Annotated in this window: 17 protein-coding genes; 12 read left to right on the top strand and 5 right to left on the bottom strand. The window is 72.7% G+C overall.

Going from position 1 to position 22,260, the window contains the following annotated elements; all coding sequences use genetic code 11:
• Window positions 1-81: 81 nt before the first annotated feature.
• The 3 genes from glgC (at window position 82) to wecB (ending at window position 4,205) form a co-directional block, all read left to right on the top strand.
• The gene (gene glgC / locus GA0074694_RS27995; protein WP_091462941.1) at window positions 82-1,314 is read left to right on the top strand and encodes a glucose-1-phosphate adenylyltransferase; all 1,233 of its coding nucleotides are present in this window, start codon (window positions 82-84) and stop codon (window positions 1,312-1,314) included.
• A gap of 43 nt (window positions 1,315-1,357) precedes the next feature.
• Window positions 1,358-3,001, top strand: coding sequence for a phosphoglucomutase (alpha-D-glucose-1,6-bisphosphate-dependent) (gene pgm, locus GA0074694_RS27990; protein ID WP_091462940.1), 1,644 nt, complete (start codon window positions 1,358-1,360; stop codon window positions 2,999-3,001).
• Window positions 3,002-3,074: 73 nt separating this feature from the next.
• Complete coding sequence (gene wecB, locus GA0074694_RS27985; protein WP_245714948.1) at window positions 3,075-4,205, top strand: non-hydrolyzing UDP-N-acetylglucosamine 2-epimerase; 1,131 nt, start codon at window positions 3,075-3,077, stop codon at window positions 4,203-4,205.
• A gap of 114 nt (window positions 4,206-4,319) precedes the next feature.
• On the opposite strand, the gene GA0074694_RS27980 is transcribed toward wecB, so the two are convergent.
• A complete protein-coding gene (locus tag GA0074694_RS27980) occupies window positions 4,320-7,430 on the bottom strand; it encodes a M14 family metallopeptidase (RefSeq protein WP_091462939.1) in 3,111 nt (1,036 codons plus the stop codon).
• Between the two features lie 262 nt (window positions 7,431-7,692).
• Here GA0074694_RS27980 and GA0074694_RS27975 point away from each other — a divergent pair, with 262 nt between their 5' ends.
• Genes GA0074694_RS27975 through GA0074694_RS27960 form a run of 4 tightly spaced genes read left to right on the top strand, consistent with a single transcriptional unit; the run spans window position 7,693 to window position 13,240 of the window.
• Complete coding sequence (locus GA0074694_RS27975) at window positions 7,693-9,135, top strand: oligosaccharide repeat unit polymerase (protein WP_091462938.1); 1,443 nt, start codon at window positions 7,693-7,695, stop codon at window positions 9,133-9,135.
• A gap of 47 nt (window positions 9,136-9,182) precedes the next feature.
• Window positions 9,183-10,538 (top strand): O-antigen ligase family protein, encoded by a 1,356-nt coding sequence (locus GA0074694_RS27970; RefSeq protein ID WP_091462937.1) that lies wholly within the window; start codon window positions 9,183-9,185, stop codon window positions 10,536-10,538.
• The gene (locus GA0074694_RS27965) at window positions 10,535-11,926 is read left to right on the top strand and encodes a hypothetical protein (RefSeq protein ID WP_141714290.1); all 1,392 of its coding nucleotides are present in this window, start codon (window positions 10,535-10,537) and stop codon (window positions 11,924-11,926) included. Before GA0074694_RS27970 ends, GA0074694_RS27965 begins: the two co-directional genes overlap by 4 nt.
• 48 nt (window positions 11,927-11,974) lie before the next feature.
• Window positions 11,975-13,240 (top strand): glycosyltransferase, encoded by a 1,266-nt coding sequence (locus GA0074694_RS27960; protein ID WP_091462935.1) that lies wholly within the window; start codon window positions 11,975-11,977, stop codon window positions 13,238-13,240.
• Window positions 13,241-13,243: 3 nt separating this feature from the next.
• Here the strand turns inward: GA0074694_RS27960 and GA0074694_RS27955 are convergent, their stop codons facing one another.
• On the bottom strand, window positions 13,244-14,632 hold the full coding sequence (locus GA0074694_RS27955) for a hypothetical protein (protein ID WP_091462934.1): 1,389 nt from the start codon (window positions 14,630-14,632) through the stop codon (window positions 13,244-13,246).
• A gap of 200 nt (window positions 14,633-14,832) precedes the next feature.
• Here GA0074694_RS27955 and GA0074694_RS27950 point away from each other — a divergent pair, with 200 nt between their 5' ends.
• Together GA0074694_RS27950 and GA0074694_RS27945 are read left to right on the top strand one after the other, a co-directional pair.
• A complete protein-coding gene (locus GA0074694_RS27950; RefSeq protein WP_281190358.1) occupies window positions 14,833-15,870 on the top strand; it encodes a polysaccharide biosynthesis protein in 1,038 nt (345 codons plus the stop codon).
• Window positions 15,867-16,997 (top strand): polysaccharide biosynthesis C-terminal domain-containing protein, encoded by a 1,131-nt coding sequence (locus GA0074694_RS27945; RefSeq protein ID WP_091462932.1) that lies wholly within the window; start codon window positions 15,867-15,869, stop codon window positions 16,995-16,997. The genes GA0074694_RS27950 and GA0074694_RS27945 overlap by 4 nt, the downstream gene beginning before the upstream one ends.
• An 86-nt stretch (window positions 16,998-17,083) precedes the next feature.
• Here the strand turns inward: GA0074694_RS27945 and GA0074694_RS27940 are convergent, their stop codons facing one another.
• Both GA0074694_RS27940 and GA0074694_RS27935 read right to left on the bottom strand, forming a co-directional pair.
• A complete protein-coding gene (locus GA0074694_RS27940; protein WP_091462931.1) occupies window positions 17,084-17,671 on the bottom strand; it encodes a sugar transferase in 588 nt (195 codons plus the stop codon).
• On the bottom strand, window positions 17,668-18,822 hold the full coding sequence (locus GA0074694_RS27935) for a DegT/DnrJ/EryC1/StrS family aminotransferase (RefSeq protein ID WP_091462930.1): 1,155 nt from the start codon (window positions 18,820-18,822) through the stop codon (window positions 17,668-17,670). The genes GA0074694_RS27940 and GA0074694_RS27935 overlap by 4 nt, the downstream gene beginning before the upstream one ends.
• A 117-nt stretch (window positions 18,823-18,939) precedes the next feature.
• On the opposite strand from GA0074694_RS27935, the gene GA0074694_RS27930 reads away from it, so the two are divergent.
• Genes GA0074694_RS27930 through GA0074694_RS27920 form a run of 3 tightly spaced genes read left to right on the top strand, consistent with a single transcriptional unit; the run spans window position 18,940 to window position 21,860 of the window.
• The gene (locus GA0074694_RS27930) at window positions 18,940-20,184 is read left to right on the top strand and encodes a glycosyltransferase family 4 protein (RefSeq protein ID WP_091462929.1); all 1,245 of its coding nucleotides are present in this window, start codon (window positions 18,940-18,942) and stop codon (window positions 20,182-20,184) included.
• Complete coding sequence (locus GA0074694_RS27925) at window positions 20,181-20,828, top strand: GNAT family N-acetyltransferase (RefSeq protein WP_091462928.1); 648 nt, start codon at window positions 20,181-20,183, stop codon at window positions 20,826-20,828. Before GA0074694_RS27930 ends, GA0074694_RS27925 begins: the two co-directional genes overlap by 4 nt.
• 57 nt (window positions 20,829-20,885) lie before the next feature.
• Entirely contained in the window at window positions 20,886-21,860 is a 975-nt protein-coding gene (locus GA0074694_RS27920; RefSeq protein WP_091462927.1) for a DUF389 domain-containing protein, read from the top strand.
• Here the strand turns inward: GA0074694_RS27920 and GA0074694_RS27915 are convergent.
• Window positions 21,823-22,257: a hypothetical protein gene (locus tag GA0074694_RS27915; RefSeq protein ID WP_091462926.1), complete on the bottom strand. Its 435-nt coding sequence runs from the start codon at window positions 22,255-22,257 to the stop codon at window positions 21,823-21,825. The genes GA0074694_RS27920 and GA0074694_RS27915 overlap by 38 nt on opposite strands.
• Window positions 22,258-22,260 lie beyond the last annotated feature (3 nt).

Genomic DNA, 22,260 nt, shown 5'->3' with positions numbered 1-22,260 from the left:
TCGCGCCACCCGGCGTGGAACCAGCCGTGAAGTGTGCCCGTACGAGTGGTGAAGTCGGACGCGGATGGTTAGCGTCGGTGCATGGCTGAGAAGGTGCTCGCGATCGTCCTGGCCGGCGGGGAGGGCAAGCGCCTGATGCCGCTCACCGCCGACCGGGCCAAGCCCGCCGTGCCGTTCGGTGGGATGTACCGGATGGTGGACTTCGTGCTGTCCAACCTGGCGAACGCCGGGTTCCTGAAGATCGTCGTGCTTACCCAGTACAAGTCCCACTCGCTGGACCGGCACATCACCAAGACCTGGCGGATGTCGACCCTGCTCGGCAACTACGTCACCCCGGTCCCGGCCCAGCAGCGACGCGGCCCGTGGTGGTTCGCCGGCTCGGCCGACGCGATCTACCAGAGCTTCAACCTGATCCACGACGAGCAGCCGGACTACGTGATCGTCTTCGGCGCGGACCACATCTACCGGATGGACCCCCGGCAGATGGTGGAGGACCACATCGCCTCCGGGGCCGCGGTGACCGTCGCCGGCATCCGGCAGCCGCTGTCGATGGCCGACCAGTTCGGCGTGATCGAGGTGGCCGAGGGCGGCCGGCGCATCCGGGCGTTCCGGGAGAAGCCCACCGACGCGGTCGGGCTGCCGGACGCCCCGGACCAGATCTACGCCTCGATGGGCAACTACGTCTTCACCACGAAGGCGCTCTGCGAGGCCGTCGAGCGGGACGCCGAGGACAAGACCAGCAAGCACGACATGGGCGGCAGCATCATCCCGATGCTGGTCGAGCGGGGCGAGGCGAACGTCTACGACTTCCGCGACAACGAGGTGCCCGGCAGCACCGACCGGGACCGGGGCTACTGGCGTGACGTGGGGACGCTCGACTCGTTCTACGACGCGCACATGGATCTGATCAACGTCCACCCGGTCTTCAACCTCTACAACTTCGACTGGCCGATCTACACCGGGCAGCAGACGTACCCACCGGCCAAGTTCGTGCACCAGTGGGGCGAGCGGGTCGGCCGGGCGGTCGCCTCGATGGTCTCGCCGGGCGCGGTGATCTCCGGGTCGCTGGTGGAGAACTCGGTCGTCTCGCCGAAGGTGAAGGTGCACTCCTGGGCGCAGGTGGACGGCGCGGTGCTGATGGAGGGTGTCGAGATCGGCCGGCACGCGGTCGTCCGCCGGGCCATCCTGGACAAGAACGTGTACGTCCCCGAGGGCGCCGAGATCGGCGTCGACCTCGAAAAGGACCGACAGCGCTACACCGTCTCGGACAACGGCGTCGTCGTGATCGGCAAGGGTCAACGCGTCGAGGTCTGAGACCGCCGTCCCCGTCCCACCCTGTCAGCAGGAGGTTGCAGAAGTGGCCCACGCCCGTGCCGGAAAGCCCGCCGAGCCCGCCGACCTGGTCGACGTGCCCCGGCTGGTCACCGCCTACTACGCCGCGCACCCCGATCCGGCCGACCCGGCGCAGCAGGTCTCCTTCGGCACGTCCGGGCACCGTGGGTCGAGTTTGCGCAACGCCTTCAACGAGCACCACATCCTCGCCGTCACCCAGGCGCTCTGCGACTACCGGCGGGCCAACGGCGTCGACGGTCCGCTCTTCCTGGCCCGGGACACCCACGCGCTATCCGCCCCGGCGGCGGTGACCGCCCTGGAGGTGCTCGCCGCCAACGACGTGACGGTGCTGGTGGACAGCCGGGACGGCTACACCCCGACCCCGGCCCTGTCGCACGCCGTGCTCACCCACAACCGGGGCCGCACCGCCGGGCTCGCCGACGGCATCGTGATCACCCCGTCGCACAACCCGCCGGACGACGGCGGGTTCAAGTACAACCCCACGAACGGCGGCCCGGCCGACACCGACGCCACCCGCTGGATCCAGGACCGGGCGAACGCGATCCTCGCCGCCGGGCTCACCGGGGTGAAGCGGGTGCCGTACGCGCGGGCGCGCGCCGCCGACACCACCGGGGAGTACGACTTCCTCGCCGGCTACGTCGACGACCTGCCCGCCGCGCTGGACATCGCGGCGATCCGGGACGCCGGGGTGCGTATCGGCGCGGACCCGCTCGGCGGGGCGAGCGTGGCGTACTGGGGCGAGATCGCCGAGCGGCACAAGCTCGACCTGACCGTGGTGAACCCGACGGTCGACCCGACCTGGCGGTTCATGACCCTGGACGGCGACGGCAAGATCCGGATGGACTGCTCGTCGCCGAACGCGATGGCCTCGCTGATCGCCGCCCGCGCCGACTACCAGGTCTCCACCGGCAACGACGCGGACGCCGACCGGCACGGCATCGTCACCCCGGACGGCGGCCTGCTCAACCCCAACCACTACCTCGCGGTGGCGATCGGGCACCTCTTCCGTACCCGTACCGAATGGGGTCCGGACGCGGCGGTCGGCAAGACCCTGGTCTCCTCCTCGATGATCGACCGGGTCGCGGCCGACCTCGGACGGCCGTTGCTGGAGGTGCCGGTCGGCTTCAAGTGGTTCGTGCCGGGGCTGCTCGAGGGCACGGTCGGCTTCGGCGGTGAGGAGAGCGCGGGGGCGTCGTTCCTGCGCCGGGACGGCAGCACCTGGACCACCGACAAGGACGGCATCCTGCTCTGCCTGCTCGCCGCCGAGATCATCGCCACCACGGGCCGGACGCCGAGCCAGCACTACGCCGACCTGACCGAACGGTTCGGCGCACCCGCCTACGCCCGGATCGACGCCCCGGCCGACCGGGAGCAGAAGGCGGTGCTCGGGAAGCTCTCCCCGGAGCAGGTCGGCGCGACCGAGCTGGCCGGTGAGCCGATCACCGCGACGCTCACCACCGCCCCCGGCAACGGCGCGTCGATCGGTGGCCTGAAGGTGACCACCGCCTCGGGTTGGTTCGCCGCCCGCCCCTCCGGCACCGAGGACGTCTACAAGATCTACGCCGAGTCGTTCCAGGGCCCGGAGCACCTGGCCCGGATCCAGGAGGAGGCGCGGGAACTGGTCTCGACGGTGCTCCGACAGAGCTGAGCGCCGGGGTGGCCCCGCGTCACCGCAGCGACCGTCCCCTCGTTGGCCTCTCCGTGGCGTCGACGAGGGGAGCGTGACCGTGACCAGGGTGATGACGGTGGTCGGCACCCGGCCGGAGATCATCCGGCTGTCCCGGGTGATGGACCGGCTGGACCGGACCGTGGACCACGTCCTGGTGCACACCGGGCAGAACTGGGACCACTCGCTCTCCGAGGTGTTCTTCAGCGAGCTGCGGCTGCGCCGACCGGACCGCTTCCTCGACGTGGACACGGCGTCGCTCGGGCGCACTCTCGGCGGCGTGCTGGTCGGCATGGAACAGGCGATCGCCGACGTGCGCCCGGACGCCCTGCTGGTGCTCGGCGACACGAACAGCTGCATCGCCGCGCTGATGGCCCGCCGGATGCGGGTGCCGGTCTACCACATGGAGGCGGGGAACCGCTGTTTCGACCTGAACGTGCCGGAGGAGACCAACCGCCGCCTCGTCGACCACGTGGCCGACTTCAACCTGGTCTACACCGAGCACGCCCGGCGGAACCTGCTCGCCGAGGGGCTGCACCCGCGCCGGATCCTGCTCACCGGCTCGCCGATGCGGGAGGTGCTGGAGCACCACCGGCCGGACATCGACGGCTCGACCATCCTCGACCAGCTCGGCCTGGCCCCACGTGGGTACTTCCTGGTCAGCGCGCACCGGGAGGAGAACGTCGACGCGCCCGCCCGGCTCGGCCGGCTGCTGGACTGCCTGCGGGCGGTCCGGGACGAGTGGGGCCTGCCGGTGCTGGTCTCCACCCACCCCCGCACCCGCAAGCGGCTGGAGGCGCTCGCCCCGGACGACAGCACCCTGGACGGGATCACGTTCCACGAGCCGTTCGGCCTCTTCGACTACGTACGCCTCCAGCTCGGGGCCAGTTGCACCCTGTCGGACAGCGGGACGATCAGCGAGGAGGCGGCGATCCTGGGGTTCCCGGCGGTGACCCTGCGGGAGTCGATCGAACGCCCCGAGGCCCTGGACGCCGGGGGGATCATCATGACCGGGCTCGACCCGGCCGGTGTGGTCGAGGCGGTCCGGGTGACGGTCGACCAGGTCACCGCCGACGGGGTGCCCTGCCCGGCCGACTACCGGGTGCCGGACACCTCCCGCCGGGTGGTCGACTTCATCCTCTCCACGGTCCGCCGGCACCACGAGTGGGCCGGCGTCCGGCGCTGACCCACCCGGCCCTCCACTCCCGCCGGCCCGAGCCGGTCGGGGTGGAGGGTCGTTCCGCGTGGGGCCGTCGGGTCAGCGGCGGGGGTGGAGGGCCGTCCCGCGTGGGGCCGCTGGTCAGCGGCGGGGGCGGCCGAGCAGGTGGGTCAGTGACCGGGCCACCAGGTCGTCCCGGGCCGCCGGGGCCAGTCCCTCCAGCCCGAACCCGAGGTAGACGGTGTCGGCGGTGACCACCGCCGCGCCCTCCTCGAAGGCCCGCTCGCTGCGCGACCAGTCGTTCGAGCCGGGCAGCGAGCCGGGTGGCGGCCCGGCCACCGTCCAGCCACCCAGGTCGGCCGTCTCGAACGAGGTCTCCGCGACGGTGACGCCGTCGACGACCACCCGGGTGTCGTCCAGGAAGACGCCGAGCCCCTGGGTGCCCCAGTCCGAGACGTACGAGATGGACACCTCGACCCGCTTGCCGGCGTACGCCGACAGGTCGACCGAGAACTCCTGCCAGCCGTTGGAGGCGCCGGTGGCGGCGTGCCACTGCCCGGTGCTGCCGGTCGGCGAGCAGTCCGTGCCCTGGTAGTGCAGGAGGAACGGGTGCAGTTCGGTGGCCAGGCCGCTCTCGCAGCTGTCCCCGGTGTCGGTGCCGGTGTGGCCGTTGCGGTCCGGCAGCGTGGTCCAGCTGTCGGTGCCCACCTCGTGCGCCTCGACGATCATGAAGTCCCAGTTCGGCTCGATGTCGTACGAGGTGAAGAAGCGCAGCTCACCGCTGGTGGCCGAGGCCAGGTCGACGGTCCGGGTGAGCCTCTTGTACGCCTCGTCGGCCCGCCCGCTGTAGACGTACCACCCGCCGGTGCGCGGGTCGAAGGGCGCGCCGCCGGGGCGGACCCAGTCCACCGTCGTGGCGGCGGAGAACTGCGGGAACTGATCCGGCGGCAGGAAGCTCGACGTGCTGAGCAGGGACGCCGTGTGGTCCTGGTTGCCGGCGGAGCCGGGGGCGTTGAGGGTGCCCTGCCAGCCGGCGAACGCCCCCTCGGAGCCCCGCAGCGGGTACGGGACGCCGTCCGCGCTGCCGCCGTCGCTGACGTGGTTGTACGCGCCCAGCCAGTACTGCTGGAAGTCGTTGGACAGCGGCAGGCAGGTGGGGTCGTCCGGGTCGGTGCACTCGGCCGGGGCGGTCGGCTGGTACACGTACCCGCCGTCGGAGGCCTGCGCGTACAGCGCGTACTTCCCGCTGACCAGGAGCTTGCCGCCCTCGTTGAGGTAGTCCCGGACGGCCAGCTCGGTCTCCGCCGCGGCGCGGGCCGCCGTGCCCGGCACCTGGCCGGGGGAGCGGGGGATCACGTCGTCGCCGGTCTCCCAGACCACCGCCCGGTAGTGGGCGAGGACGCCCAGGTGGTGCGGGGCCTTCCGGCCCATCGCGTCGAGGTCGTAGACGTCGCTGCTGCGCCCGGCGGCGGTCAGCGCGGCGGTGACTTCGTCGGCGTACTTCGCGCCGGTGCCCTCCTGCACCGGGCTGAGCCCGGTGACGTCCTCGGCCGCCAGGACCAGGACCTCGCCGCCGATGTCGGTGTGCACCCGGTAGGTGAAGTGCTCGCTGGCGACCACGCCCCGCCCGCGCCTGGTGCCGGTGAACCAGACCTCGACCCGGTCGCCGGGCTTCGCGCCGGTGACCGTGCCGCGCAGTTCGGCGTAGTAGTCGTCGTGGGTGTCGCCGTACCGTTCGCCGCCGCGCCACTCGCGCACGCCGACCGTCCTCGGCCGACCGCCGTCGACCGTGTAGTGCATCCGCACGTTGGTCAGCGCCCGCCGGGTGGTCGCGGCGACCTGCTGGGTGCGGCCGTACGAGGTGTCGAACGCGTCGACCACGAAGTCCGGGGTGCTCCGGCCGACCACGGAGACCGGGTCGTCCGGGTCGTGGGTGGACTGCGCCACCGCGAGCGCGAACGGCAGGTTCTTCGCCACCTCGGCGGCGATCAGCTTCTCGTCGTCCGGGAAGACGAAGCCGCTGACGCAGTCCTCGGGACGCCACTGGTCGTCCGGGTCGGACGCGGCGACCGTCCGGCAGGTGGACATCTCCGGGGTGAAGCCGAGTGCGCCGTACCGGACGGTGGCGTGGCTGTCGGTGTCGCCGTTGGTGGTGTACAGCTCGGCGGAGAGGTCCGGGTCGTAGCCGGGCACCGCCGGGTGGTCGTCGTCGCCGACCATCGCCTGGTAGATCAGGTCGTCCGGGCTGGGCGTGGCGACCTGCCAGCCGACGCCGTAGAGCAGCAGTTCGGCGGCCGAGTGGTAGTTGACGAAGAACTCGAAGCCGATCCGGCGGAAGAGCCGGTCCAGCGCCTGGGTCTCCGGCTCGAAGTTGGGGCCGGGTCCACGGTAGGTGTCACTGGCCGGGTCCGGTGAGGAGCCCTCGTTGTCGTACCCCCACTTGTAGGCGAAGTTCCGGTTCAGGTCGACGCCGTCGACGGCGGTGATGCGTCCGTCGCCGTCGTTGTCGCGCAGGTTCTTGCGCCACAGCCGGTTGCCCGGGGTGAAGGTGTGGTCGTACCCGTCGGGGTTGACCACCGGCAGGAACCACAGCTCGGTGGTGTCCACCAGGCGGGTGATCTCCCGGTCCCGGCCGTAGTTGTCCAGGACGTGGTGCATCAGGCGTCGGGTCATCTCCGGGGTGATCCACTCCCGGGCGTGCTGGGTGCTGGCGTAGAGCACCGCCGGCCGCTGTCCGTCCGGCAGGGTACGGGCGTTCCTGGTGACCTTGACCGCGCGGATCGGCTTGCCCTGGTGGGTGCGGCCGATGGTCTCCACCTTGGTCAGCTTCGGGTACCGGGCCGCGGTGGCGGTGATCTCGTCGGAGATGCCGCCCGGCCCGGAGTACGGGCGGAACGCCGTCCAGCCGTCGGCGGCCTCCTCGCGCAGGACCCGGGAGGCGTCCCTGCCGTCGACCTGCTTGATGCGGAGCCGGACGCCCTGGCCGGCCAGCCGATCGGCCTGGCGTCGGCTGAGCACCGTCTCGACCGTGGTGTCGCCGGTGGGGCTCGTGGCCCGGTGGTCGTGGCCGAGGTCGACACCGGCGGCGCGCAGCTTGTCGAGCTGCTCCGGGGCGACCGTGCCGACGTAGACCTCGAGGCTGTCGTCGCGACCGCCCGGGTCGGACGGTGGCCGCGCGCTCGCCGGAGCGGTCAGCGCCAGCGCGCCGACCAGGGTGAACACGCCGGCGACCGCCAGCCGTGTGCGCCTCATCGGGCTCCCTTCGAAAGGGCGGGGACCTGTAGCGGCGAGCCTTCCGCATTGTCTTTACGCATGTCAATGAGTCGATCGGTTGCGATGTCGTGGTCGACCCCGGCCCCGTGGCCGGGTCGCGGCCGACGCGGTCCGGTCGCACAGCGTGATCGGATCGTTACCGAGAGGCGGTCGAGTCGTTGACCGGAGGGCACGGGTCGTACCGTCCCGGCGGCCGGCAGTCCGCCGTTCCCCGGTGCGTCGGCAAGGAGTTGATCAGGACATGCGCACGCTCGACAGGCCCGGTGCACCGTCCCGGCTGAAGCACCCGTGGCCGGGACCGAAGGCCGGTCGGGTCGACGAGCCGTCACCGGACCGCCCACGCCCGGAGCGCCGGTGGCTGCTCCTGATTCCGCTGGCTGGCTACGTCACCCTGCTGCACCACGTGTACCAGCACGAGATCGTCCCGTTGTTCGAGTACCTGAACCTGGTGTACCGCACGCCCGACACCTGGAACTACGCCCTGGCGCTCGGCATGGTCGCGGTGGTGGCCGTCCTGATGCCGCAGCGGATCCGCCGACCGTCGGACTTCGTGCTCTGGGTCCTGTTCGTGATGGCGGTGGTCCCCAGCATCGTGGTTCCGCAGTACGCCGACATCCTCCCGGCCTCCGAGTCACTGGAACTCGCGGCGGTGGTGGCGGCCGTCTTCCTGCTGGTGGTGGGGGGTGCCCGGCTCGGTCCGGTCGGGAGCCTGCGGGTCAGGGGAATCCAGTTCTTCGACGTCTGGGCGATCGTGGTGGTCCTCTCCCTCATCACCTACGCCTACATGACGTTGACCGCCGGGCTGAGCTTCCGTCTGGTGGGCCTCGGTGACGTGTGGGAGATCCGGTCGGCGTACCGCGACCAGGTCGCCGCCAGTGGTCCCGTGCTGGGGTACCTGGTGCGACTCCAGGGCAATGTGCTCAACCCCCTGCTCATCGCCCGGGGCATCTACGCGCGGCGGTGGACGATGGCGCTGCTGGGCGGTGTCGGCCAGATCCCGATCTTCGCCGCCACCGGTTTCAAGCTGACCCTGCTCTCGATTCCCGCGATCGTCGCTCTCGCCCTGCTCTTCCGGGGGCGGGGAAGTCCACGGGCGTGGACGATCGTGGCCGGTGTCGTCGGGATCATCGCCGCCGCGCTGGTGGCCGACGCGCTGCTCGGCTCGTTCCTCTACACCCAGGTCTTCGTCAACCGCTTGTTCATCGCGCCGGGTGTGGTCACCGCCGCACACGTCATGGTCTTCGCGGATCTGCCCAAGGCGCGGTGGGGGCACAGTTTCCTCCGGCCGTTCGTCGACTATCCGTACGACCAGGTACCGGACCACATGGTCGGCGCGGTGATGTTCGAACAGCCCCAGACCTCGGCGAACGCCAGTCTGTTCGGCGACGGGTACAGCAACCTGGGGTACGGGGGCGTGCTCATCGAGGCGGCCGTTCTCGTCCTGCTGCTCTGGGCGATCGACGGCGCGGCCCGGCACCTGCCGCTGAAGGTGAGTGGCGCGATCCTCCTGGTGCCCGCTGTCGCGCTGGCCAACATGAGCGTCTTCACCAGCATCCTGTCGAACGGCTTCGCCTACGCGATCGTGCTGATGGCCTGCCTGCCGGCCGCCGGATGGGACCGCGCCGAGCACGTGCGCGGGAGATCCGGCGGCCCGCCCGGAACGTCACCCGGCGTACCCCGTTGATGTCTCCGGCCGACGTGGGGGAGTGCGTGCCGGACACGAGGAGCCGGATGAGCGTCGGGCAGGGCGGCCCCCGGCCGTTCGTGACCGAAGCCGGCGGCCGACCGTCGAAGGCGCGACCGGACGCCGGTGCGACGACCGACGTCCGGGTCCGGGTGCGCGACGTCGCGACGGTGCTCCCACTCGTCGCCTTTCCCGCGGCCGCCGCGCTGGACGCCTCAGGGGTGCTGACCGACCTGGTGGCGCCGCTGTCCGGCGAGGTCGGCCCGCTGCGGCACCTGCTCCTCTACGCCGACCTCGGCGCCGTCGCGCTGCTGATCGTGGTGACCTGGGCCGCGCGGGGCTTCCGGGCACCTGCGGGAGCGCTGCCGTTCCTGGTGCTGTTCCTGTCGTTCCTGCCCGGCTTCGCGTTGACGTCCCTCGGCGGGTATCAGTCCTGCAAGGCGTTGCAGATGCTGACCACGACCCCGGCGTTCGTGGTCGCCACCCTCCTCGTGGTCGACCGACCGGCCCGACGGGTGGCGCTGCTCTGGGCCAGCGCGGGGATCGGCGTGCTCGTCGCGCTCCTGGTGATGGTCCGCCCCGATCCGGCCTCCCAGGCCGTCGACACGGTCGTCCTGGCCGGCACCGTCTCGATCACCACGGCCCGGCTCATCGGGCACGGGGTGGTGGGCCTGCTGTGTCTGGTCGTCCTGCTGCCCAGGTGGCGACTGGCGGCGCTGTGCGGTGCCGTGGCGCTCGAGGTCCCGCTGCTGATGACGGGTTCTCGGGGGCCACTCGTCGCGGTGGCCCTCTCCAGCCTGGTCCTTGCCGTCACCGTCAGCGGCAAGGGTCGCTGGCGGCTGCTGCCCCCGCTGGTCGGGCTGGGTGGCCTCATCGCCCCGACCGTCGCGACGGCCCTGCCGGAGACGTTGACATCGCGTTTCGCGGTGCTCTGGGGCGGGCCGCTGGACGCCTCCGCCGAGGTCCGGGTGATGCTCTCCCGGCTGGCCGCCGAGGTCTTCCTGGAACGCCCGCTCGGACTGGGCTGGGGTGGCTTCGGTTCGGTGGTGCCGGACGGCTCGCTGATCGTCCTGCCCGGCCTGGAGGACGCCATCTACCCGCACAACCTGCTCCTCGAGGTGGCGGTGGAGGGCGGTCTCGCCGCGCTGGCCGGACTGGCGCTGCTGTCCGTGGCCCTCGCGCGGGTGCTGTGGACGCGCCGGGCGGATCCCACCATGGTCGCCGTCGCCACCCTGCTGACCTTCGCCTTCGCCAACTCGCTGTTCAGCGCGGACCTCAACGGCAACTACCTGGTGTGGGTGTTCGCCGCCGCCCTGCTGGCCGCCGGCCCGGGGCGTACGCCCCGGTCGGAGCGGGCACGCCGGGCAGTGGTGGTGTCGCCCCCGGGTGTCGGCACACGATGAGGCGGCCCACCGTGGCGCTGTCCGTGCCGAGCCGGAGCCGCGTGCACACGGCCGCGATCATGATGGCGGCGCAGGCGGTGAACCTCGGCAGCATCCTGCTGGTCACCCGCCTCTACACCCCCGCCGTCTTCGGTCGGTACGCCACGGTGGCGGCGGTGGCGGCGGTGGCCGGTGCGGCCGGCGCGCTTCGGCTCGACGTGGCCGCCACCACCGCCGCCGACCGGGACGCCGCGGTGCTCCTGCGGATCGCCGCCCGGCTGAACGGCGTCGTCGGCGTGGTCGTGGGGCTCCTCGCGGTGGCCTGGGCGGCGGTCGCCGGGGACCTCGACCGTTCCGCGCTCGTCGAGGCGGTCGCGCTCGGCGCGCTGACCACCGCCCTGGGCCTGTCCGGCACGATGGTCTACGCCCGGGTCCGGGACCGCCGCTACCGGCTGGTCGCGGTGGCGAAGCTGGTCACCACCCTGGTGCAGACCGCCGCGATGGTGGCCTTCGCGCTGCCCGGTGACCGCTCGGCGGCCGCGTTGCTGGCCGCGATGGCACTGGGCTACGCGACCGGTGCGCTGCTGCTGTTCCGCCCGCTCCGGCCGGCTGCCGACGTCGGTGTCCGGGAGGTGCTGCGGCGGCACCGGCCCTTCATGACCGCCTCCGCCCCGGCGAGCCTGATCAACGGGCTGACGCTCAACGTGCCGCTGTTCTTCGCCGCCGCCGTGAGCAGTGTCGCCGCGGCGGACCTGGCCCTGGCCCTGCGGGTCGGCGCGCTGCCGTCCGCACTCCTCGGCCAGGCCCTGATGCCCATCCTGTTCGGCGAGATCGCCCACCAGTTGCGGTCCTCGCCCCGCCGCGCGCGCACCAGCTACGACCGGGCGCTGGTCGGGCTCTCGGTCGCCGGTGCCGTGCTGCTGACACTGCTCGCGGTCGGGACGCACCTCGCCGCGCCGCTCGTGTTCGGTGCGGAGTGGGCCGGTGCGGCGGCGGTGCTGCTGCTCCTGTTGCCGTTCCTGGTCGGGCAGTTCGCCGTCGTCCCGCTCAGCCAGACGCTCGCCGGCACCGGTGGCAACCGGCAGCAGTTGCTCTGGGACGTCGGGCGGCTGCTGACGACGGGGCTGGTCTTCCTGCCGGCCCTGGCCGACTGGATCAGCTGGTCGGCGTCCCTGCTGGTGTTCTCCCTCGCGATGGTCGGCTGGTACGGCGTCCACGTCCTGCTGACCCGTGCGGCCCTGACCCGGGCCTGCGACGTCGGGGGCCGGCACGCGGGCGGGGAGCGCGCTGCGGAACGCCCACCGGACGGGGGCCGCGTCGCGGACCGTCCGGTCGGGACCGCCCAGCGGAGCACCGTCGATCCACTGACGCCGGTCGGGAGCAACCTGCCCGCCGGTGAGCAGGCGTGACGGGGCGACGCGGTACCCGGCCACCCCACGAACCCACACGGAGGAAACATGATCGTCGACGCAGACATGATCACGACCGCGCACTGGCGGCTGCGGGTACCGACGGTGGCCCCGGTCGACCGGACGGTGTGCGTGCCGACCGTCCACCCGGTCGGCGACCGGCGGGTGCTCCGCTGCGCCCAGGCGGTGCTGGACGACGGTTTCGACGTCCACCTGATCTGGCTCGGGGGTGAGCCGGGCGAGTCCCGTCCCCACCCCCGGGTACGGGAGACCCGCCTGCCCGAGCCGACCTCGGCGCGGCAGCGGTTGCGGCTGGTGCCGGCCGTCGTCCGGGCCGCCGAACGGGTTCTCGCCGACCTGTGGCACATCCACGACTACTACCTGCTGCCGCACGCCCGGCGCTGGTCCCGCCGGACCGGTCGGCCGGTGCTGTACGACGTCCACGAGTACTACCCCGAGTACTACTCGCAGCGGTTCGCCGCGCCGTCGTTCGTGCAGGACGCCGGCCGGCGGCTGGTGGCCGGCGTGGAGCGGCACTACGCCAGCCGGCTCGGGGCCGCCAACGCGGTCAGCGAGCAACTGGCCGACCGGTTCCGGGCGCTCGGTGTGCCGGCCGTGGCCACCCCGAACTACCCGTCGGTCGACGCCTTCGCCCGGCCGCCCCGGCCGCTCACCCCGGACCTGCTGCGCCGGGTCGTGCACACCGGCAGCCTGACCACCGACTACGGGGCGGACGTGCTCGTCGGCCTGGCGGTGGAGTTGCAGCGGCTGGCGCCCGACGTGGAGGTCCTGGCCGTCTCCCGGTTCCCCAGCGAGGCGGCCCGGCGGCGGTTCTACGACACGGTGGAGCGGGCGGGTCGCCCGGCCAACCTGCGGATGCTGGACCCGGTCCCGGCGCACGAGGTGGCCGACCTGCTGGCCACCTGCGGGATCGGCCTGTCCCTGATGCAGGACGTGGGGGAGGCGCGGCTCTCGGTCAACTCCAAGTTCTACGAGTACGCCATCATGGGCCTGGCGGTGGTGACCTCCGACCTGCCGGCCGCGCGGCACTTCGTCGAGCACTCCGCGGCGGGGCGCTGCGTGCCCCCGGCCCGCCCCGACCGCTTCGCCCGGGCGATCACCGACCTCATCGCCGACGCCGAGGCGACCTGCGAGGCGGTGAACCGGGCCGCCGCGCGGGCCCGGGACGAGTTGTCCTGGGAACGGACGTGCGCGCCGCGACTGCGTGCGCTCGTCCGCGACCTGGTGGGCCGGGCGGGTGGGGTGCCCGGTCAGGTCGTTGGGTCCACCTCGGTCACCGCGAACCGGTCGTAGTGGTCAGAGACGTGGCGTGGCGCCGGGGGTGGGACTGACCGCGTACACCAGGTTGTTTCCGGCGTTGCTGCCGACACCTTCCGCGCCGGCGGCGACGTCGCAGTCGTGCAGGCTGTTGCCCGGTGCTTCGAGGATCCAGCCGAAGCGGACCCGGAAGGCGATGCCCGCGATCTCGTTGCCCCGGCAGGGGGCCACCGAGCCGTCGGCGGTGGTGCCCTGCGTCCCGTTGCTCAGGGAGACGCCGTAGCCGGGGCTGGAGACCGTGCCGGTGACGAACCGGTTGTGGCTCCCCCCGACCACCGCCAGGGCGGGGGCCCGGGATTCGGTGATCCTGACGGTGAAGTCGGAGATCACGTTGTCGTCGTTCGGGCCGTCCCAGCCCTCCTGGGCCGTCGTGGTGCGGTCGTCGAGGTAGACGGCCGTCCAGGTCGATCCGGTGACGCACGCGCCACGGGCCCGGTTGCGGCGGCATCCCTGGTACATCCAGAGCGCGCTGCCCTTGGCCGTCTCCGGTGTGCCGCAGTCGTGGAGGTGCAGGTCCACCAGCGTGCAGTCGCTGGCCCCCCGGGTGAGCGCGAAGCCGTTCTCGGCGTTGCGCACGGTCACGTTCTCCACCCGGCCCCACCGGACCTGGGGCCAGGAGACGGCGAAGAGGGAGCGGGCCGCACCGCCCCAGACCTTGTTCCCGTCGACGGTGAGACCGGTGAGGGCGGGCCGGACGCAGCCGACCGAGACGGCCACCCCGGCAGCGCCGATCAGGGCGGGTGTGTCGATGGTGACCGTCGTGCCGATCACCCCGAGGACGAGGGCGTACAACCGGCGGGCGACGCCGATGCGGCTCGTCGTGGTGTGCGCGGCGGGGGACGTCCCGTACGCGCCACGGGTGACGCCGGTCAACGTCGCGCCGTCCAGCCCGGTGTAGGTGAGCAGTTCGCTGTCCACCTGGAGGGTGCCGGCCGTGGGGAACCCGGTGGTGGAGGCCAGTGCGATGCCGCTGCCCTGCGTCGCGGTGATCGGCTGGACCAGGCGGGTGAACTGGGTGTCGAGGATGCCGCCGGCAGCCTGGACGGCGATCACCGCGTCCACCCGGATACCGGTGCTGGAAGCCACGATGAGCTGCCGGCCGCCGGCCGTGGTCGAGCCGGTGGTGGTGACCACCCGGGTGGCGAGCACCTCGGGTAGTTGTCCGTCGGGGCTGCGCAGGGTCACCCCGGGCATGACGAACCCCACCCCGCCGTCCTGGACGACGCCCTTCACCTGGTAGACACCGGGCGGTGCGGTGACCTCGCCGCCTCCGGCGTTCCGGGCCGCGTCGTCGGCGGCCTGGAACGCGTTCCGGTTCACCGTCCAGGACGCGGCCGGGCTGGCACCGAAGTCAGCGGCGTTGAACATCGATCCTCCTTCGTCGGGGGGCGGACGGAGTCGGTCCCTGTCGACGACACGCTATGGCCGGCTCCGTCCACGCCGGGTCTACCGTCCGTCAACCCGACTCCGGTTCAGGCGATTTACCCCGTTATGCGTTTCTTCGCGTTTTCAGTGGTCGTTGAGCCAGGTGTCACGACATGTGGGAAACGACGAAACGGGGGCTCCGCGTGACCGTGTTGCCTGCCGGGTGCCGGGTGTTGATCACCGGCGGTACCGGCTCCTTCGGACGGACGATGGTGCGACGCCTGCTCGACCGGGATGTCGCCGAGATCCGGGTGCTCAGCCGGGACGAGGCCAAACAGGACGCCATGCGCCGGATGCTCGGCGACGACCGGGTTCGCTACCACGTCGGTGACGTCCGGGACCTCGACTCCGTCCTGAACGCCACCCGCGACGTCGACCACGTCTTCCACGCCGCCGCGCTCAAACAGGTGCCGTCCTGCGAGTTCTTCCCCCTGGAGGCGGTCCGGACCAACGTCCTGGGCAGCGCCAACGTGATCGAGGCGGCGGACCGCCACGGCGTCGGGTCGGTCGTGCTGCTCAGCACGGACAAGGCGGTCCACCCGGTGAACGCCATGGGCATCAGCAAGGCGCTGATGGAGAAGGTCGCCCAGGCGTACGCCCGCAACAACCCGCGCAGCCGGACCACCGTTTCCTGCGTCCGGTACGGCAACGTCATGTACTCCCGGGGCTCGGTGATCCCGCTCTTCGTCGAGCAGATCCGGGCCGGGCGCGCGCCGACGGTCACCAATCCGGCGATGACCCGGTTCCTGATGTCGTTGGAGGACTCGGTCGAGCTGGTCGAGCACGCCTTCACTCACGCGCGCCCCGGTGACGTCTTCGTCCGCAAAGCGGTGGCGTGCACCATCGGCGACCTCGCCGAGGCCGTCTGCCAGCTCTTCGACGTCCCGGCCAAGATCGAGATGATCGGCGTACGGCACGGCGAGAAGCAGGACGAGACCCTCGCCAGCCGGGAGGAACTCGCCCGGGCCGACGACTTCGGCGACTTCTTCCGGGTGCCGGTCGACGTGCGCGACCTCAACTACGCGCTGTACGTCACCGAGGGCGACCTCGGCGGCTCCCCGGCCGAGGACTTCACCTCTGCCAACGCGCCCCGGTTGGGCGTACCGCAGATCGTGGACCTGCTCCGCACGCTCCCCGAGATCCGCGCGGAGCTGGCGCTGCGGGATCCGGTGCTCGCATGACGAGGGTCGCGGTCACCGGGGCGGGCGGGTTCCTCGGCTGGCACGTCCGGGTGCTCGCCCGGGCGCTCGGCTGGCCGGAGCCGGTCGTGCTCACCCGCGCCGACCTGACCGACCCGGCGACCGTGGCCACCCGGATCGCCGGCGTGGACCGGCTGCTGCACCTGGCCGGGGTCAACCGGGGCGACCCGGCGGAGGTGGCCGCCGGCAACGTCCGGCTGGCCGCCGCCCTGGCCCGGGGCCTGGAGCGCTGCCCGGAGCCGCCGGGTGCCGTGGTCTACGCCAACTCGACGCAGGCCGGCAACGGCACCCCGTACGGCGACGCGAAGGCGGTCGCCGCGGCCACCCTCGCGGCCGTCCGCCCCGACCTGGTCGACCTGCGGCTGCCCAACCTGTACGGCGAGCACGGCCTGCCGTACTACAACTCGGTGGTGGCCACCTTTTGCCGGCTGCTCGCCGAGGGCGGCCGGCCCGAGGTGCACGACGACCGCGAGCTGACCCTGGTGCACGTCACCGACGCGGCGGCCCGGCTGCTCGGCGCTCCCGCCGGCCACCCGTGGGACGCCGGCATGCCCGGACTGCGCATCGGGGTGCGGGACCTGGCCGCGCTGCTCACCGGCTTCGCGGGCACCTACCACACGGGGGAGGTCCCCGACCTGCCGGACCGGCACGCGGTGCGGCTGTTCAACACCTACCGGTCGCACTGCTTCCCGGCGCACTACCCGGTGCCGCTGACCCGCCGGGCCGACGCCCGGGGTGAGCTGGTCGAGACGGTGAGGGTGCACGGTGGCGGGGGACAGACCTTCTGCTCCACCACCCGCCCCGCAGCGGTACGCGGGGAGCACTTCCACCTGGCCAAGCTGGAGCGGTTCTGCGTGCTCCGGGGCTCGGCGGAGATCCGGCTGCGCCGGGTCGGCGACGACACGGTGGTCCGCTTCCCGGTCAGCGGTGACGAACCGGTGGTGGTGGACATGCCGACCATGTGGGCGCACCACATCGTCAACACCGGCCCGGACGACCTGCTCACGCTCTTCTGGACCAACGAGGTCTTCGACCCGGGCCGCCCCGACACCTGGCCCGAGCCGGTCGGGCAGCCGGCCCCCGAGCCGGCCCCCGCCCTGGCCGGCTGACCGTCCCGCCGCCCGCGGACACCGCCAACCCCGCCGACCCACTCCGGTCGGCGGGGTTGTCCGCGTGGCGTCCGGCCCGGCGGGGCTCAGCGGCCCAGGACCGCCTGCACCGTACGGGCGAGGATCAGCAGGTCGCCGAGGAAGCTGCGGGTCTCGACGTACCGCACGTAGAGTTCCACCTTGCGGGGCAGCACCACCGAGACGTAGTACTCCTCCGGCCGGTCCGCGCGGGCCAGCTCCGCCGACTCGTCGCGGTAGGCGATCGACGCCGGGTCGGTGATGCCCGGCCGGACCGACAGGATGCGCCACCGCGCCACCGACGGCCAGTGGTCGACGTAGCGGCGGACCTCCGGACGGGGACCGACCAGGCTCATGCGGCCGAGCAGGACGTCGTAGAGCTGCGGCAGCTCGTCGAGCTTGCTGGCCCGCAGGAGCCGGCCGACCCGGGTGATCCGGTCGTCGCCGTCGGCGGTGACCTCCGGGCCCGGTGCGGCGCGCATGGTGCGGAACTTGTGGATGTGGAAGGGGCGGCCACGTCGACCGGTGCGTTCCTGCCGGAACAGCACCGGCCCGCCGTCCTCCCACCGGATCGCCACGGCGATCACGAGCAGCAGCGGGGCGCAGAGCACCAGCCCCACCGCCGCGGCGACGATGTCGAAACCTCGTTTGATCATTGCAGGACCTTGCTGACGGTACGGATGACGAGATCCACCTGGTCGTCGTCCATCGCCGAGAAGAGCGGCAGGCTCACCACCCGCTCGAACTCGCGGCTCGCGACGGGGAACATGTCGTCGGTCAGCGCGAGCCGACGACGCCAGTGGGTGTGCTGGTGCAGCGGGATGAAGTGGACGCTGCACCCGACGCCGAGCCGGGACATCTCGGTGATGAACCGGTCCCGGTCGACCGGGGCGTCCGGACGTAGCCGGACCACGAAGAGGTGCCAGGCGTGCACGTCCCGCTCCGGGGCGGGCGGGGGCGGGTCCAGCGGCAGGCCGGCGAACGCCGCCCGGTAGCGGCCGGCGATCTCCTCCCGTCGCCGCCGCATCGACTCGGCGCGGGCGAGCTGCACCAGCCCCATCGCCGCCGCCGGGTCGGTCAGGTTGTTCTTGAAACCGGCCTCGACCACGTCGTACCGCCAGGCGGGCCGGTCGCTGCGGTAGCGGTCGAAGCCGTCCCGGTCGAAGCCGTGCAGCCGCATCACCCGGGCCCGGCGGGCGAGGTCGGGATCCCGGGTGACCAGCATGCCGCCCTCGCCGGTGGTGATGGTCTTGGTGGCGTAGAAGCTGAAGACGGTGGCGGCGGTCGGGCCGGCACCCACCGGGACACCGCCACTGGCGGCGGGGAAGGCGTGCGCGGCGTCCTCGACCACGGCCACGCCGTGCCGGCGGGCGAACTCGTGCAGCCGGGTGGCGTCGACCGGCTGGCCGGCGAAGTGCACCGGCAGGACGGCGACGGTGCGTCCGGTGACCTTGCGGGCGGCGTCGTCGAGGTCGATGTTCAGGGTCGCCGGGTCGACGTCCACCAGGACCGGGACCGCACCGACGTGCACCACGACCTCGGCGGTGGCGGTGAAGGTCCAGGTCGGCACGAGGACCTCCGTGCCGGGCCCCACCCCCAGGGCCTCCAGCGCCAGGTGCAGGCCGGCGGTCGCCGAGTTCACCGCGACGGCGGTGAGGCCCGGCCCGCAGTACGCGGCGAACCGCTCCTCGAACTCGCGCACGAGCGGGCCGCTGGAGAGCCAGCCGGACCGGATCGCGGACGTGACAGCGGCGATCTCCGCCTCTCCGACGTCCGGCAGCGCGAAGGGAAGAGTGCGGTCCTGCATCCGGGTCCTCCTGTTATGCGATTTACGCACTAATTGCTGCGGCTGAGGATAAGCTGCGCCTGTCCGCTAGAGGGGCTATTCCGGCTTATTGCACCGTTTTGGCAGTGAGGTGAGGGTATGCGGCTCGGCCTGCTCAGCCAGTGGTTCGACCCGGAGCCCGGTCCGGCCGCACTGCCCGGCGTCCTCGCCCGTGGCCTGGTCGCCCGGGGCCACGACGTGCAGGTGCTCACCGGTTTTCCGAACTGGCCCACCGGCCGGATCGCCCCCGGTCACCGGATCACCCGTCGCGCCGACGAGGTCGCCGACGGCGTCCACGTCCGGCGGGTGGCCCTCTACCCCAGCCACGATGGTTCGGCCCTGCGCCGGCTGGCCACCTACGGCTCGTTCGCCGCCTCCGCTCTCGTCTCCGGCACACCCGCGTTACGGGGACTCGACGCGCTCTGGGTGAGCAACTCGCCGATCACCGTCGCCGCGCCGATGTGGTTCGTCCGGTACGCCCACCGGGTGCCCGTGGTGCTGCACGTGTTGGACCTGTGGCCGGACAGCGTCCGGGCCAGCGGCTTCCTCGACGCCGGACGCCGCGGGCGTCCGCTCGCCGAACGGGCGATGCACACCTGGTGCGCGGCGATGTACCGGGCCGCCGCCCGGGTCGCTTACATCTCGCCCGGCGTCGGCGAACTGCTGGCCCGGCGTGGCGTGCCGGAGGAGAAGCTCGTGCACATTCCGATGTGGGCGGACGAGACCCCGACGCCCCCGGCTCCCGACCTGCGCGCCGAGCTCGGTATCCCGGCGGACCGGGTGGTGCTGGTCTACGCGGGCACCCTCGGCGAGGCGCAGGGCCTCGACGTGCTGGTCGACGCGTGTGCCCTGGTCGACGACCCCCGGTTGCTCTGCCTGGTCGCCGGCTCCGGCACGGCCGAGCGGCGGCTGCGGGACCGCGCCTCGACGCTCGGCCTGACCAACCTCCGCTTCCTCGGCCGGCTGCCCCGGGAACGGATGCCCGCCCTGATGGCCGCGGGTGACGTCCACTACGTCGGTCTCCGGCCGGGTGGCATGTCGGCGTACACCATGCCGAGCAAGGTGCAGGCCACCCTCGCCGCCGGTCGGGCCCTGCTGGTGGCGGCGGAGGGGGACGCCACCACGGTGGCGCGGGACAGCGGCGCGGGCATCACCGCCCGACCCGGCGACCCCGGCTCGGTGGCCGCCGCCATCCGCGAGTCCTGCCAACTCGGTCGGGAGAAGCTGCACCTGCTGGGCGTGGCCGGCCGGGAGTACTACGAGCGGACCTTCTCCGTCGCCGCCGGGGTCGCCCGGATCGAGGCGGCGCTGCGGGCGGCCGTGGCGACCGGGCGGCGTCGATGACCGGAGCCGACCTGGTCGACCTGGCCGCGCTGGCCGACGACGACGTGCCCGCCGCAGCCGCCCTGCACCTGCGGGCCTTTCCCCGGTTCTTCCTGTCCAGCCTCGGCGCGCCGTTCCTGCGCGAGTTCTACGCCGGGTTCGTCGACGACCCGGACGCGGTCACCGTGGTGTCGCGGGGCGAGGACGGCCGGCTGCTCGGGGTGGTGGTCGGCACCGTCAGGCCCGACGGCTTCTTCCGCCGGCTGCTGCGTCGGCGCGGCCACCGGATGGCCGTCGCCGCCGTCCGTCCCGCCCTGCGCGACCCGCGCGCCGTCGGGCGCCTGGTACGCGGCATCGCGTACCGGGGGGACGTCCCGGTGGCGGCGCGTGGGGCGCTGCTCAGCTCGATCTGCGTCGACCCGGCGGCGGCCGGTGGTGGCCGGGGCCGGCAGCTGATCGACGCGTGGTGGCGACGGGTGCGGGAACGCGGGGTGGACGACGCCTACCTGACCACCGACGCCGAGGGCAACGACCCGGTCAACGCCTTCTACCGCCGGGCCGGATGGACCCTGGTGGGGGAGTACGCGACCCGGGAGGGCCGGCGGATGAACTGCTACGCCATCTCGGCCGCCCCGGTTTTCCGGACGCGTCGGAACGGCCCCTGACGGGTAGAGTGCTGCGGCCGGCGGCAGGTACGCCGCCCGACCGCAGGGAGCCCGTCCGTGCTGCACTTGAGGATCATCGCACCGGCCGACCGGTCCGAGGCGGTGGCCGACCTGCTCGCCGCCGACCCGGGCGTGGCCCACCTGGCCGTCCTGCCGGGAGCCGCCCGCCAGCCGGCCGGCGACCTGATCCTCTGCGACGTGGTCCGGGAGAGCGCCGACCACGTGTTGCACCGCCTCCAGGAACTCGGCGTGGAGGCCCGGGGCGGGGTCAGCGCCGACGACGTCGAGCTGACCCTCTCCTCGGCCGCCGAGCGGGCCGCCCGGGAGGCCCCGGGGCACGCCGACGACGCCGTCGTCTGGGACGAGATCGCCGCCAAGACCGGTGAGCAGACCGAATTGTCGGGCACCTATCTGGTGCTGATCGTCGTGGCCACCATGCTCTCCGGCATCGCGGTGCTGCTGGACCAGCCCATCCTGATCGTCGGCGCGATGGTGGTCGGCCCCGAGTTCGGGCCGCTCGCCGCGCTCTGCGTCGCCCTGCTGCGCCGCAAGCCCCGGATCATCGTCCGGTCGGTGCAGGCCCTGGTGGTCGGCTTCCTGATCGCGATCGTGCTCACCATCCTGAGCACCTGGGCGCTGACCACCGCCGGCCTGGTCAACCGGGGGATGCTGCTCGCCGAGCGGCCGGTGACCGACTTCATCTGGCGTCCCGACGCCCTCTCCTGGGTGGTCGGCCTGCTCGCCGGGGTCGCCGGCATGCTCTCGCTCACCTCGAAGAAGTCCGGCAGCCTGGTCGGCGTGCTGATCTCGGTGACCACGGTGCCGGCCGCCGCGAACGCGGCGGTCGCCCTGGCCTACGGGGTGTGGCACGAGGCGGGCGGCTCGATGCTGCAACTTTTGATCAACATCTGCGCGATCGTGGTGTCCGGGCTGCTCACCCTGGCCGTGCAGCAGTTCTGGTGGTGGCGGGTGGCCCGACGCGCCACCGGACCGGTCACGGCCAGTCGTCGCCCGCGTCGAGCCGTCGGCTGAGCAGTTCCCGCAGCGGGACGGAGTCACCGTCCCGGCCGCCCTCCCCGACGATCAGTGGCGCGGGGTGCGGGCGCGGCGTCGCCCCGAACAGCCGGGCCCGCAGGCCACCCGGCACGGTCAGCAGGTAGAACCGCCCCTCGACGTCCACCGCCCGCGTCGCGGCACGGTCGACGTACCAGCCGGTCAGGCCGGTGCGGTACCGCCCACCGCCGGAGTAGGAACCGGCCACCAGCGGGGTCGGTCGCAGTCCGCGCCGGATCGCCTCGGCGACGAACCCGGCGACCAGATCGGCGGCCTCGGCCCGCTCGGCGGCGCGTCGCCGTTCGTCCGCGGCGGCGTGCGCCCGCACCGCCCGCTGTCGCTGCTCCCGCCAGTCCCGGCCGTCGCCCTCACCCACGAC

This window comes from Micromonospora inyonensis (assembly GCF_900091415.1).
In the GTDB taxonomy this organism is placed as follows: domain Bacteria; phylum Actinomycetota; class Actinomycetes; order Mycobacteriales; family Micromonosporaceae; genus Micromonospora; species Micromonospora inyonensis.
This window is presented reverse-complemented; position numbering and strand designations above follow the sequence as displayed.